This window comes from Streptomyces sp. NPDC088147, assembly GCF_044741565.1.
Lineage (GTDB): Bacteria > Actinomycetota > Actinomycetes > Streptomycetales > Streptomycetaceae > Streptomyces.
On sequence record NZ_JBIUSY010000009.1, the window covers coordinates 16,717 to 29,352 of the forward strand.

The window sequence follows — 12,636 nt, forward strand, 5'->3', positions numbered from 1 at the left end:
CGCGAGGGACGCGGGGAGATACAGGGGGACGCGGGGGGACGCGGGCGTGGAGCTTCGGTGCGGACGTGCGTACGGCCGGTACGCGCGTCCGCCCGGGGGCGATGACGACAGGCACGTGCCGGCGCGGGCAGCCGTACGCGCGGGACGCCGACGGCGAACACCTCCTCCCTCCGCCTCCTCCTCCCCCTCCCCCGACCGATCGGCCGGCTCAGTGCCCGGACGGTGCCAGATGTGCGCGCTCTCCCTGCGCGCTGAACAGGGCGAGCAGCTCCGCGGGCCGGCCGTCGGCGCTGCCGATCCAGTGCGGTACGCGGGTGTCGAACTCCGCGGCCTCGCCGACGCCGAGCCGGAACTCCTCCTCGCCGAGCACGAACCTGACCTGTCCGTCGAGGACGTAGAACCACTCGTATCCCTCGTGGGTCCGCAGTTTCAGCGTGGATGCCCGGCCGGCGGGCGGATAGATCACCTTGTAGGCCTGGATACCGCCGGCCCGCCTGGTCAGTGGCACCATCACCAGCCCGGATCGCCGCACCGGCCGCAGGTGGACGCGCGGGTCGCCGGTGGGTGGCGCCGCGACGAGATCGTCGAGCGGGACGTCGTACGCACTGGCCAGGGGCAGTAGCTGCTCCAGCGTGGGGCGGAGCTTGCCGTTCTCGAGACGGGACAGAGTGCTCGCCGTGAGACCGGTTTCATCGGCCAGCGCCGCCAGCGTGGCGCTCCGCGCCCGGCGCAGGGCACGCAGACGCGGTCCGACTCCGGCCAGAACGTCTTCCTCGCGGTCGTCCATGGCCCGATGATGCGGATCCGCAACTTTTCTTGCAACTGCGAAGCGGCGGTGGCGATGCTGTCGGTACATCACCGGCGCCCGAGGGGCCGTAGCGGATCACGCTCGGCGCGCCGGCCGACGAAGGGGCGACTCAGATGGACTCCACCCGGCCACAGCCACCCGCCGCCGACGACGACGCGGGCGGCCGGGGCGCGCCCAGCGAGGACGCCGAGCAGTTCTGGGAGCGGCACTACCGCACCCGGCGCGCCTGGGACACACGCGTCAACCCGCTGCTCGCCGAGACCGCCGCACCGCTGCGCCCCGGCACGGCCCTGGATCTGGGCTGCGGCGCCGGCGGCGACACCATCTGGCTCGCGCAACAGGGCTGGTACGTCACCGCCGTGGACATCTCCGCCACCGCTCTCGAACGGATACGGGGACGTGCCGACGATCTCGGCGTCGCGGACCGGGTCGCCACCGAACAGCACGATCTGGCCGACAGCTTCCCGGCCGACCAGTTCGATCTCGTCTCCGCCCAGTACTTCCACACGCCGTTCCCGCTGCTCCGCGGCCAAGTCCTGCGCAGGGCCGCACGGGCCCTGCGGCCCGGCGGTCTCCTGCTGATCGTCGACCACGGCTCCACCGCGCCCTGGTCGTGGAACCAGGACCCCGATCTCCACTACCCCACACCCACCGAGGTCGCCGCCGGGCTCGATCTCGACCCCGCGCACTGGTCCGTGCTGCGCGCCGACATGCCCCGCCGCCGGGCCACCGGACCCGCCGATGAGACCGCCACCGTCATCGACAACGTCCTGCTCGTCCAACGCACCGCCGGATGACCGGACAAACCGTCGGTTGACCGGACAACCGTCGGTTGACCGCCTGAGCCACACGACGTCACGTCCGGAATGGTCACGTCGGAATGGAGAGATTCGATGCCAGGAGATGCGCGGCGATCCCGGACACGGGCGCAGGACACCGGCCCTCCGAGGACCGGCGCCGACGAGAAGGCCACCCTGCGGGGCTTCCTCGACTATCTGCGGAACGCGGTCGCGGCCAAGGTCGAGGGCGCGCCGGAACCGCAGGTCCGGACCGGCGGAGTGCCCTCGGGCACCAGCCTTCTAGGGCTGCTCAAACATCTGGCGTTCGTCGAACGGTTCTACTTCCTCGGTGAGGATGCCGGCCAGTGGCGTGCGACCATGCGGCCGTCCGCGGAGGACACCGTCGACGGCGTGCTGGCCGACTACCGCGAGACCGTCGAGCGAGCGAACCAGGTCATCGACGCCTGCCCCGATCTGGCCCTTCCCGCCCCGCGTCCGCCGCATCGGGGGCCGGCGCCGTCGATGCGATGGGTCCTGGTGCACATGATCGAGGAGACCGGCCGACATGCCGGCCACGCCGACATTCTTCGCGAGCAGATCGACGGTTCTACCGGCCGCTGACGCCGGGTACCGGCGCACGGGGCACGGGGCGCGGCACATGGGGCACGGGGCGCGGCGCACGGGGCGACCTCAGGTGGCCGGTTGGGTCCGGTGAGGTTGCCGTCGGACACAAGGAAGGGTGGGCACCTCCCGTGCGTGCCCACCCTGACCTGTGACGGCTTCCGCCGTTGTGCCTACTGGAAGTTCGCGGCGGACCGCTTGTCGCCACTCTGGTAGGCGGGAGCTGCCTCGCGGACCGCGGACGAGATCTTCAGAAGGTTGCTGTGGATCTCGGTGGCCCTGCGGTCCCAGTCGGCCTGGGCGACGTTGTACGCCTCCCGGGCCTCGCCCTCCCAGAGCTCGGACACGGAACGAATCTTCGCCTGGATGGCCTTGAGGCTCTGGTCGAGCTTGTCCGCCTGCTTCTTGATGTCGCCGGCGGCGGCCTCGAGCGAAGCGTAAGTGACGATCATCGTGCCGTCGTCATATGCCATGGTGTCCTCCAACTACTGCCTGGGTGTGGTGCGATGGCCGCATTCGCGGGACGGCCATCCGGTATCAGAACTTGCTGAGGTTCGACGTCTGAGCCGTCGCGGTGGCGTCGCCGGAGTAGCCGTCGACCACGTCGATGCCCTTCATGGCCGCCTCGACCTCGTCCTCAGTGTTGCCGGAGATCGTACGAGCGGCCTCGATCGCTTCCTGGAACTTGAGCAGCAGCTTGCCGATGCCCACCATGTTGTTGTTGATCTGCGTCTGCTTCGCGTTGAACGCGCCGGCGCCGATACCACGCCAGGCGCCTTCGAGGCTGTCGATCGTCGCTTGCAGCGCGTGCAGCTGCCCCTTGACGTCGTCAAAGCTGTTGGTGAGCTCGCCTTGCAGCGACTTGAGGGCTACGCCATTGACCTTCTGGACTGCCATTGGTCTTCCTTTCTCGAAGATCCCGGTGGGTGTGTGTCTCCCCGGGCCGTGCGTGAGCCTCGACGGCGGGTGGATGCCGGGGCCGGGGCGGTGTGGTGAGGTACGTGCGGGTCATACGGTCAGGCGGCGCGGCGCTTGCGGAGGAAGAAGAAGGCTCCACCCGCGAGGACCACCACTACCGCGGCCCCACCGAGGATCAGGCCCAACTGGCTGTCGTCCTCTGTGCTCTTGCTGGCGCCTGCGGTGACGGCCTTGTCCCCTTCCCCGTCGCCCGGGGCGTTCGAAGCCCCCGAGGCCGGTGCCGAAGCCGATCCGGAAGGCTCGGAGGAGGCCGAAGACTCGGACGAGCCGGGCGCGCCGGGAGAGCCCGGCGTCCGTTCGTTGGTCAGAGGGTTGAGGTTCGGGTCGCCGGGCTTGCCCACTCCACGGTTGATGTGGGCGCCGGGGCGCACGACACCGTGGCCGACATAGTTGCTGACCGTGCCCGCTTTCCAGTCCTCGCCTCGGCCGGCGGACTCGAGCATGACGCGGAGGACCTGGTTCGCCGTCCAGTCAGGATTGGCGGACCAGATCAAGGCGGCGGAGGCGGAGGCGATCGCGGTGGCCGCGCTGGTTCCGCCGTCGCCGTCACAGTACTTGGTGAAATTCTCGTCGCACCAGCGCGGAATGTCGTTACCGGGGGCGGCGATGTCGACAGAATCTCCATGCTGGGAGTAGTCGGCTACGCGACCGTCCGGACCAGTCGCGGCGACGCCGACAACTTGCGGATAGCTTGCGGGGAACTGTTTCTTGTTGCCCTTCTGGGCGTTGTTCCCCACCCCCGCGAAGAACAATTTCCCTTTGCTTTCAGCGTACTTCACCGCCTCCCTCTCTTTCGGAGCGGAAAAGTCACTTGAGAAGGACATACTGATGATCTGCGCGTCACTGTCCGCCGCGGCCCGGATGGCATCTTCCGCGTCGAAGGCATTGACCGACTGATTGTTCTGCATCTCTGTATCGGTAATGCGCATCGGGATGATCTTCGCATCGGGGGCCAGACCTCGGATTCCTCCGCTCTTCCCCGTACCTGCGATCAGTTCGGCCATGGTGGTCCCATGACCGCTGTAGTCGTCCGTGGCTTCGCCAGCGGTGCCCGTGGCGTCGAAACCCTTGAGTACCTGTCCTGTCAGAGAAGGTGTGGATGGATTAACTCCGGTATCGATGACAGCGACCTTGATGCCTTTACCAGTGGCAGACTTCCAAATTTCCTCGGCGTTCATCGCGTCCAGGTACCACTGCTTCGACTGCACACCGTCCGCAGCAACGGCGGCCGGAGCCATACTGGCGATGCCCAGGGTGCACGCGCCGACCACGGCCAGCGCGCGGAGCAGCCCACGCCGCAATACACGAGGCGCTCCGCGCTTCCGGGCCTGGCTCATTCCTGCCGTCATCCTGACTTCCGCACCTTCCCTGTGCCTATTCGATGACCGGCGGCACGGCACCGCGCCGTCGAGCCGCCCACGTCTCTTCGTCTTCCGTCAGATAGTCAGGACGCTCTGATCCAGTGCGCTCCTGCTCTTCGTCCCTGGGCCGGTTCCGACCGGAACCGCGCACGAGTCCGGAGCCGCCTTGAGTGAAACCGCCTGTGCCGGAACGTGAACCGGCAACACTGCCGCGCGGAGTGCCCACCACGCCGTTCGAACTAGCCGTGCCACGGCCTCCGGGCCGGGGCGTGCCGTTCGGGTTCGCACCGATGACCCCGGGCTGGCCCACTCGCCCGGCAGGAGGACGCCCCGCCGATGTCCCACCGCTTCCGATGACAGTTCCACGCGGAATGCGCGAGCCCGAGGAACCTGAGGTGGAGCGCTGCTGAGGCGTACCGCCCACGATGCCGCTCGTACGGCCCGCACCAGGCTGACCTGCCGTTCCCGGTCTACCGACTGTGGGTGTCTGGCCGGGGGCGCCGGCGCGCCCCGTCGGGGGACCACCGCCCGTCACTCCGGGACGCCCGGCAGCCGGAGAGCGGTCTCCTGTAGCGCCCGTGTGTGCCACCTTCCCCAGAGGCGGACCGCCCGCTCTGGGTGCTCCGCTCGGGCCCGACGTTCGTGACGTACCGCCCCGCACGGGGTTGACCAATCCGGGCGCCACCGGAGGGACGGGACCACCGCTGGGGCTTGGCGGCCCAGCGGGAGAGGTAACCGGCGTGCCGCTGGGGGCCGTGGTGGGAGCCGGAGGTGCCGTGACGCTGTCGATCCGCATCGACGTGTCCGCAACCGGAAGGGGCGTGACGGTACCGATGGCCTCAGCCCGAGGTCCGCTGCTTCCGTTCCCGAGATCCGCACGGCTCGACGGCGGCTGTTGCACGGTGGTGCCCTGTGCCCCGGCTTCCGTCCCAGTCCCGCCGGAGGCCTCTCCCGTGCCAATCTGGCCACGTGGCCGCGGCACGGCCGCATTCAGCATCCCGGGGAACTTCGGCGGCTCCTGCCCGGCCAAAGACTCCTCCGAGACCGCGTAGAACGAGGCCAGGCGGTTCATCTGGTTGATGGCCTCCTGGCGGTCCTTCTCCACCTTCACGGCCTTGACGTACTCAGGATTGTCGTCCGTGCGCTCCGGCAGAGGGAAGTCCTCGACCTTCTTCGGGACCGCCCGGCCGTCACGCGGGGGCGCCGAGTTGCGCACCGAGGTCAGGCCCGTGCTCGCGACCTTCATCTGCGTGCCCGCCGCGTTGGCGAATGTGCCCAGGGCCCAGGCGTGCTTCGCGAGTTCTCCCCCGAACCTGCGGAACTCGGTGCCGGAATCGCCCTTCCACTCGACGGACAAGACGTAGTTGTTGAGTTCTTCAGCGGCCTTGTTGAGGGCGTCCTTGGCCGCGACGAGCGCTCGGCCCGCCTCCTCGAGATCCGACGGGTTCGATGCCTCGACCAAGTCGAGCATCGCGTTGAGCTGAGCGCCTTCGAAGCTCGTCTTGCCGTAGAACCCACCCGGGCCACTGCCACCGAACCCGAGGCCTTCCATCATCGCCGAGACCTGCTCGAAGGCATCGGTCGCGGTGAACTTGCCCTGGATCAGCGCCGAGTCCTGTGCCTGCTGCTGCTCGGGGGTCAGTTCTGGCTGCTCCTCGCCACTCATCAGCTATTCACCCCATGTCCTTCGTGACGGTCTCGGCGTCGCCACGCGGCTGCCCAGATTCAGCGTTCTTGTCCCCGTGCGTCGAGTCCCGCTTCTCCCGCGCCGCAATCTCGTTGTCAAGCCGAGTCTGGATCGTGTGGAAGCGCTGCCGAAGGTCTTCTTCCACGTTGTTGAAGCCGACCTCCGCCGCGTGCACCCCGATGCTCAGCATCTCGATCTGATCGCCGAGGGACTTGGAGAGCTTGACGAGCTCCGCATGGACACGGTTGTACTGAGTGAAGAACCCGTCCGCCTCCGCGAACGGCAGGTTGCCACCGCTGAAGGAACTCCTCGAAATCCGGTGTGCGGCCACCTTCTTGTTGCCGGCCGCGCCGTTCTCAAGATCTGTCAGCAGCGCGTTCACACGCGTCTGGAAGCGCTTCAGCGCTCCGACGCCCTTCTCCAGGTCGCTGCCGGCGCTGGTTCCGCCCCCGCCACCACCACTTGCATCGAGCACGATGCCGTACCTCCCCGTTTGCTCACTCCCCGCACATCGTGATCGCGGTGGCGTGAACATCACTGATCACATGAAAGCCACTCTATCTACTGGCTCTGACAGCCCCAAGTGCCTTATCCATCATGTGACTTCCCCCTACGACGAACCTTTGGTCCTACCCGGTCGCAATCCCCTCACAACTCTTTCGCGCATATTCACGGCCGGTTGACGATCCGCTAGCCGCGCACCTCACCCGTCGCACCCGCTCCGCTCGAACCGACCGAACCACTAGACCCGCTCGAACCACTCGACCCACTCGCCCCGCTCACCCGGCGCGTTCGCCGCCGCGCGTCGCGGAGCGCCACCGCGCCGCCCGCGATCGCGGCGACCAGGACACCGCCGCCCACGACCACATAGGTCGCCAGACGGGCGTTGCGCTCCTCCGCCGTTTCTCCCAGGTGGAGTTGGGCCGGAGTAGGCGCTTCCGCCTTGTCGAGGCCCTCGTGGGCGACCGGTTCCTCGATGGGCTTGTCGTCCTCCGTCAGGGCCCGTACCGGGTCGACGACTCCCCAGCCCACCAGCCTGTCATGACCGGCTGTCGATCGTTCGGCGGTCTGCTGGATCTGCGCGATGATCTGCTGCCGCGTCCAGTCCTCGTGCTTGCTCTTGATGAGAGCCGCGACGCCCGCGACATACGGGGCGGAGAAGCTGGTGCCGTTGTCGGCGCAGTGGCCGCCGCCCGGGACCGTGGAGATCATGTCGACGCCGGGCGCCGCCACGCCCACGAACTCGCCGGACTGGGAGAAGGCCGCGCGTTCGTTGTTGCGGTCGGAGGAGGCCACGGCCAGGACACCGTCGTACGAAGCCGGGTAGGTCTCCTTGACGTTGCCGCCCAGACCGTCGTTGCCCGCCGAGGCGACGACCACCACCTCCTTGTCGAGCGCGTTGTTCACCGCCTGCTCCAGCAGGAGTGTGGGCCTTACCGCGTTGGCCGTGTCCTGGGAGATGTTGATGACGTCGGCGTCCTCGGCGACGGCGTAGTTGATCGCGTCGGCAAGGGTCTTGGCAGTGCCGTTCCCCTCGGCGTCGTTCTGCTGGATCGGGATGATCGTCGCCTCGGGCGCGAGACCGACGAAACCGGTGCCCGCCATGGGGCGGGCCGCGATGATGCCGGCGACCTTGGTGCCGTGCCCCACCGTGTCCGTGGTGCCGTCCTCCTTGCCGCGCTCAAGCTTGTTGCCGTTGTCGTCCTTGAGGTCCCGGTCCATCATGTTCTTGCCGCTCTTGGTGTCCACGGCGGCCCTGAGTTGCCGGTTCTTGATGTCGACGCCCGTGTCGATGACCGCGACCCGCACCCCCTTGCCCTGGGACTGGGCCCACAACTCGTCGAGCTGAACGCGCTGGAGCGACCAGGGCCTGCCCTCGTACTTCTTCCCGGGGTAGGTGCACTGGTCGGAGTCCGCGGCGGCGGGCGACACGGGCAGGCCGATCAGCGCGACCGCCGTGGCGGCCGAGACCGCGAAGAGGCGCCGGCACGCCTGGGTGTGCGTGTGAGTGTGTGGCATGGTCACCCTCACGAGCCCTGCGGCTGGCGGGCGTCCGCCGTCGACAGTCGCGGCCCGGTCGGCAGGAACGCCGACCACGCGGCGGGGATCGGCGCCGGATCGACGGCCTTGTAGCCGAGCCGGTTCTGCGCCTGCTGGGCTTCCTGCTGCGCCGCCTGCTTCTGCTCCGCCGAACCGGACGAGCCGATACCGGAGTCGTCCGCCGCGCTGTCTCCGTTCGACTGCATCGCGTAGCGCAGTCCGGTGTCGGTGACCAGGAAGACGAAGCCCGATTTCGTCGTCGAGCCCTTGAACTGGCGGAAGAGCTGGCCGGATCCCGGGGTGACATAGCCACTGCTCGACCCGGTCGGCAGCGTCGCGGGGAAGTCGGTGCCCGCCCACGTGCTCAGCGTGGTGGTGCCGTTGTCCTCGTCCACCTCGTGCAGCACATTGCACACCGTGTTACGGCTGTCCTCGCCGGTGCTCGCCGAGTTGACGGACTCCGGAGCGTTCTCGGGCCAGTCCCGGTCCTGCCCGAACGCCTCGCCCGGCTGAATCGCGGCCCGGCTGACCGGCCTGGCCTTTCCCGCCTGGCCGACGTCGATCAGGTCCTTGCTGTTGAGCAGCAGCTTCGCGGTGAAGTCCGAGACAGGGGCGACCCGGCCCTCCAGGACCAGGTAGTGCTGGTTCCTCGTGCCGTCGGTGGCGGTGAGGACCGTGCCCACCTTGTCGGCCTCGGCATCCAGTTCGCCGGGGGCGCCAGCGTCGGAACCAGGGATTCCGTCGATCTCCGGGAAGGTGATCCGGTCCCCCTTGTGCAGGGTGTCCAGCCAGCCGGTGGACACCCGCTGCGGCTTGGTGCCCGTGCCCACCAGCTGGCTCACCAGCAGGCTGTCCTTCTCCACCTCGTACGCCTTGCCCTCGGCGTCGACGACGTAACGGGTCCTCGTCGCCGCATCCTCCACGTACAGCAGCTGACCGCCTCGCAACTGGTTCGCGCCCTCGGTCTTCTTCTGCTCCCGTTCGGCGAAGACGAAGGACGCCTTCTGGATCGCCCTGCCGCCCTCGCCCGGCCGCTCGCAGACCGCCCAGCGCTTCGTGGCCCCGGCCTCCTTCGCGTCGGGCAGCCGGTCGGGGGCATAGGGGATGCCGAGCGTGGCGCCGTGCGGGATCTTGCCGTTGTCGAGCACCGACTCGTCGACGTTGATGACCTTGCCCTTGTCCGGGGCGAGGAGGAGTTTGGCGGAGGACATGTTCAGAACGGGGTGGAGCTGGGTCCTGTCGCCGGTCCTGAGCACCACATAACGCGTGGTGGACTTGCTGGCGATGATGACGTTCTCTTCGGGCTTGTTCCAGTCCTTGGGCGCCACCGGCTTGAACATCCCCCAGGCGCCGAACACCGCGAGAACCACCACACCGACGATCGCGCCGGGCACCACCGCGCGAAGCGGTCGCGGCGCGCCCTCCTCCGAGCCGGTCGGGCTGGGCTGTACGAACTGCGCGATCAGCCTTCGCTTCGCGAAGGTGTATGCGTTGAGTTCGTCCCGTCGTGATGCCATCTGTCCGCTGTCCCTCTCCCCCACAGGGCGACCAGGCTCCCACACTCGCCGAGCGGGCCTGCTGTCGTACCAGCCCCCTACTATGCATGCTGGCGCTTCCGTCGCACTGCTCAGGTAGGGTGATCGGCCGGTCAACGCCCGTAGGAAATTTGGTAATTACGGACACGAGGGGGCAACGCGGCGATGGGTACGGCGACGCGCGAGCGCAATGGGCGGACCACCGGGCAACCCCCTGACCAGTCCCGGAGCAATTCCCGACGGCAACGCAGCAACGCACGGCCGGTGACGCCTCCGTCGGCCGTCCCCGCGGCCACCACTCCGCGCGCCCTGTCGCGCACCAGCCGGGTCGGTCCCTTCCAGCTGCGTCAACTGGTGCTGGTCGAGGCGGCGGTCGCGCTGGCCCTGATCGGTGGGGCGCTCGGCGGGCTCTGGCTGGTGCCCACGCTCGTCGTCGCCGCCGTGCTGGTACTGGTCGCCGTGATACGCCGCCGCGGTCACGCGATACAGGACTGGGTGTCCACCGCCCTCGCCCTCCATTCCCGCAGACGGGCCGCGGAGCCGTGCGCCTGGGAAGTCGACCCGTCGCTGGTCCCGGTCGTGGAGAGCGTGCCGGGATTCCGGCCCTTCACGTACGTCGACCGGGACCGTCGCACGGTCGGCATGCTCGGTGACGGCTCGTTCCTGACGGCGGTGGTACGGGTCGAGGCGAGCAGCGACGCGCTGCGCCCGGTGTTCGGGGCACGGTCGCTCCCGCTGTCCCTCCTCGGCGATGCCCTCGAGGTCGACGACATCGCGCTGGAGTCGGTGCAGTTGGTACAGCAGGTGCGGGCAGCGCCCGCGCCGCATCTTCCCGAGCAGTCGGTGGCCCGGCTCTCGTACGCCCCGCTCCAGGAGCGGACCGGAGCGCCCGCGCTGCGGCTCACCTGGGTGGCGGTGAAGCTGGACCCGGAGCTGTGCCGGGAGGCCGTCGAGGCACGTGGCGGCGGCATCGAGGGCGCCCAGCGCTGTCTGGTGCGGACGGCGGACCATGTGGCGAGCCGTATCACCGGCGCGGGTTTCCGGGCCGTGGTGCTGGACCAGGACGAGCTGAACTCCACCATGGCGACATCGGCGTGCGCGAGTCCGGCGCTGTCCGCCCGCGCGGGACGGCCGGAGACCGCGCCCCGTCGGCGTACGGCCGAGACGCCGCGCGTGTGGCGGTGCGACAACCGCTGGCACACCACCTACGCGGTGGCCCGCTGGCCCGAGTTGGGACGAGCCGCGACCCCGCTGCCGAAGCTGGCCGCGCTGCTCACGGCGGCGCCGGCGTACGCGACGACCTTCAGCCTCACCCTGCGGCCGGGCTCGCACCGGGGCTCGATGACCATGTCGGGTCATGTGCGGATCACGGGCGGCACCGACACCGGACTGGTGCGGGTGCGACGGTCGTTGGAGCAGGCGGCGCGGGCGGCGAAGGTCGGTCTCGTACGGCTGGACCGCGAGCAGCTGCCCGGCGTACTGGCGACGCTGCCCCTGGGAGGAGCGCGATGACCGCCGGAAGCGGGACCGCGCGCGGGCTGCGGGGGCTGCGCGGCCCCCGCCACGCGGGACACACGCTCGCCGTTGAGGATCTGGGCGCGCTGTCGCTGCCCGTCGGGGACGACGGGGTGGTGATCGGTGACGACGCCGAGGGACGCCCCCAGCTGGTGGGGTTCCACCGTTCGACACCGTACGACGTGCTGCTGATCGGCGGGTTGTGGACGGCTCAGGTCCTGGCGCTGCGCGCGGCGGGCACGGGCGCGCGGGTGGCGGTCGAGACCGGGCGCGCCCAGGCGTGGACCCGGCTGGCGCAGGCCGCGGGCGCGGGGCTGGACTGCATCACGCTCCACGAGGTGGGCCGCGTCCCGCCGATGGGTGCGACGGTGGGCAGCCCGGTCGTGGTGGTCCGGGACTGCGGAATGCGACCGCCGCGCGGGCGCGTGGTGTCCTCGCCGTGGCAGTCGGTGCTGACCCTCCTGCCGTATCTGAGCCCGGTCGCGCCCCGGTTGATGCGGGCCGCCACGCTGGTGGGCGTCCAGCGGGTGTCACCGCAGGAGGCGGAGCAGATCGGCAGGATCCTGGGGCTGTCCACGGTCGAGTGCGAGGCCCTGCCCACGCTCGCGGACGGTGTGACGCTCTGGTGCGCCGGACGTGAGCGCCACTGGGTGATGACGGGCGCCACGGACGCCGAGACCGGACTGCTCGGCGTCGCCCGCCGGATGGACTGATTCCGCATCCGCATCCGCATCCCGAATCCGGATTTCGCGTCCGGATTCGGCACCGGATCTTCACGTCGTGTGCGGACCGCGCGAACAGGCGTCGAACTTACCGGAGCGCCCTGTCGGCTTGAGGGGGCTGTCCTAAGATGTCCGAAGTGACGTCGGCCGTTACCGAAGGGAAGCTTGACTGATGGGGAGCGCACAGGAGAAGGAAGAGCTGTACGCCCTCGACATCTCGGGTGTCGAGTGGATCGGCGCCCCCGGCACGAGCGCGGACGAGGAGCGGGTCGAGATCGCCTACCTGCCCGAAGGGGCCGTCGCGATGCGGTCGTCCATCGACCCGGACACCGTGCTGCGCTACACCGAAGCGGAGTGGCGGGCGTTCGTACTCGGCGCGCGTGACGGCGAGTTCGATCTGCGCTGAGGCGACCGGGACACAGGACGCACGGGCGGGACATACAGCCAGCCAGGACGTACAGGCAGGGGCGCGCTTCGGACGGAGCGCGCCCCTCACGCGTACGGCCGGACGCACGTACCGGATTCTCGCCCCGCATTGCCGTCCCGCATTGCCGTCCCGCATTGCCGTCCCGCATTGTCGTCTCGGATTC

13 protein-coding genes are annotated in these 12,636 nt (G+C 69.3%); 5 read left to right on the plus strand and 8 right to left on the minus strand.

Annotated elements, in window-relative coordinates; translation table 11 throughout:
• Window positions 1-208: 208 nt before the first annotated feature.
• Window positions 209-787, minus strand: coding sequence for a helix-turn-helix domain-containing protein (locus ACIOGX_RS28945; protein WP_401917587.1), 579 nt, complete (start codon window positions 785-787; stop codon window positions 209-211).
• A gap of 134 nt (window positions 788-921) precedes the next feature.
• Between ACIOGX_RS28945 and ACIOGX_RS28950 the strand changes: the two genes are divergently transcribed.
• Together ACIOGX_RS28950 and ACIOGX_RS28955 are read left to right on the plus strand one after the other, a co-directional pair.
• Complete coding sequence (locus tag ACIOGX_RS28950; protein WP_401917589.1) at window positions 922-1,605, plus strand: class I SAM-dependent methyltransferase; 684 nt, start codon at window positions 922-924, stop codon at window positions 1,603-1,605.
• Window positions 1,606-1,701: 96 nt separating this feature from the next.
• Window positions 1,702-2,208, plus strand: a complete 507-nt coding sequence (locus tag ACIOGX_RS28955) for a DinB family protein (RefSeq protein ID WP_401917591.1) — start codon at window positions 1,702-1,704, stop codon at window positions 2,206-2,208.
• A gap of 173 nt (window positions 2,209-2,381) precedes the next feature.
• Here the strand turns inward: ACIOGX_RS28955 and ACIOGX_RS28960 are convergent, their stop codons facing one another.
• The 7 genes from ACIOGX_RS28960 to eccB all read right to left on the minus strand — a co-directional run bounded on the left by ACIOGX_RS28960 (window position 2,382) and on the right by eccB (window position 9,791).
• Complete coding sequence (locus ACIOGX_RS28960) at window positions 2,382-2,681, minus strand: WXG100 family type VII secretion target (protein WP_129772126.1); 300 nt, start codon at window positions 2,679-2,681, stop codon at window positions 2,382-2,384.
• A gap of 64 nt (window positions 2,682-2,745) precedes the next feature.
• Window positions 2,746-3,105, minus strand: a complete 360-nt coding sequence (locus ACIOGX_RS28965) for a WXG100 family type VII secretion target (RefSeq protein WP_356511539.1) — start codon at window positions 3,103-3,105, stop codon at window positions 2,746-2,748.
• Between the two features lie 119 nt (window positions 3,106-3,224).
• A complete protein-coding gene (locus ACIOGX_RS28970; protein ID WP_401917593.1) occupies window positions 3,225-4,535 on the minus strand; it encodes a S8 family serine peptidase in 1,311 nt (436 codons plus the stop codon).
• 25 nt (window positions 4,536-4,560) lie between these two features.
• Window positions 4,561-6,213: a hypothetical protein gene (locus ACIOGX_RS28975; protein WP_401917595.1), complete on the minus strand. Its 1,653-nt coding sequence runs from the start codon at window positions 6,211-6,213 to the stop codon at window positions 4,561-4,563.
• Between the two features lie 7 nt (window positions 6,214-6,220).
• On the minus strand, window positions 6,221-6,709 hold the full coding sequence (locus ACIOGX_RS28980) for a hypothetical protein (RefSeq protein WP_401917597.1): 489 nt from the start codon (window positions 6,707-6,709) through the stop codon (window positions 6,221-6,223).
• 215 nt (window positions 6,710-6,924) lie between these two features.
• Window positions 6,925-8,253, minus strand: coding sequence for a type VII secretion-associated serine protease mycosin (mycP, locus tag ACIOGX_RS28985; protein WP_401917599.1), 1,329 nt, complete (start codon window positions 8,251-8,253; stop codon window positions 6,925-6,927).
• Window positions 8,254-8,261: 8 nt separating this feature from the next.
• The gene (eccB, locus tag ACIOGX_RS28990) at window positions 8,262-9,791 is read right to left on the minus strand and encodes a type VII secretion protein EccB (RefSeq protein WP_401917601.1); all 1,530 of its coding nucleotides are present in this window, start codon (window positions 9,789-9,791) and stop codon (window positions 8,262-8,264) included.
• 183 nt (window positions 9,792-9,974) lie between these two features.
• On the opposite strand from eccB, the gene eccE reads away from it, so the two are divergent.
• The 3 genes from eccE (at window position 9,975) to ACIOGX_RS29005 (ending at window position 12,452) form a co-directional block, all read left to right on the plus strand.
• Window positions 9,975-11,321: a type VII secretion protein EccE gene (gene eccE / locus ACIOGX_RS28995; protein ID WP_356511529.1), complete on the plus strand. Its 1,347-nt coding sequence runs from the start codon at window positions 9,975-9,977 to the stop codon at window positions 11,319-11,321.
• Window positions 11,318-12,037, plus strand: coding sequence for a hypothetical protein (locus tag ACIOGX_RS29000; RefSeq protein ID WP_356511527.1), 720 nt, complete (start codon window positions 11,318-11,320; stop codon window positions 12,035-12,037). Before eccE ends, ACIOGX_RS29000 begins: the two co-directional genes overlap by 4 nt.
• Window positions 12,038-12,218: 181 nt before the next feature.
• Window positions 12,219-12,452, plus strand: a complete 234-nt coding sequence (locus ACIOGX_RS29005; RefSeq protein WP_030351665.1) for a DUF397 domain-containing protein — start codon at window positions 12,219-12,221, stop codon at window positions 12,450-12,452.
• Window positions 12,453-12,636 lie beyond the last annotated feature (184 nt).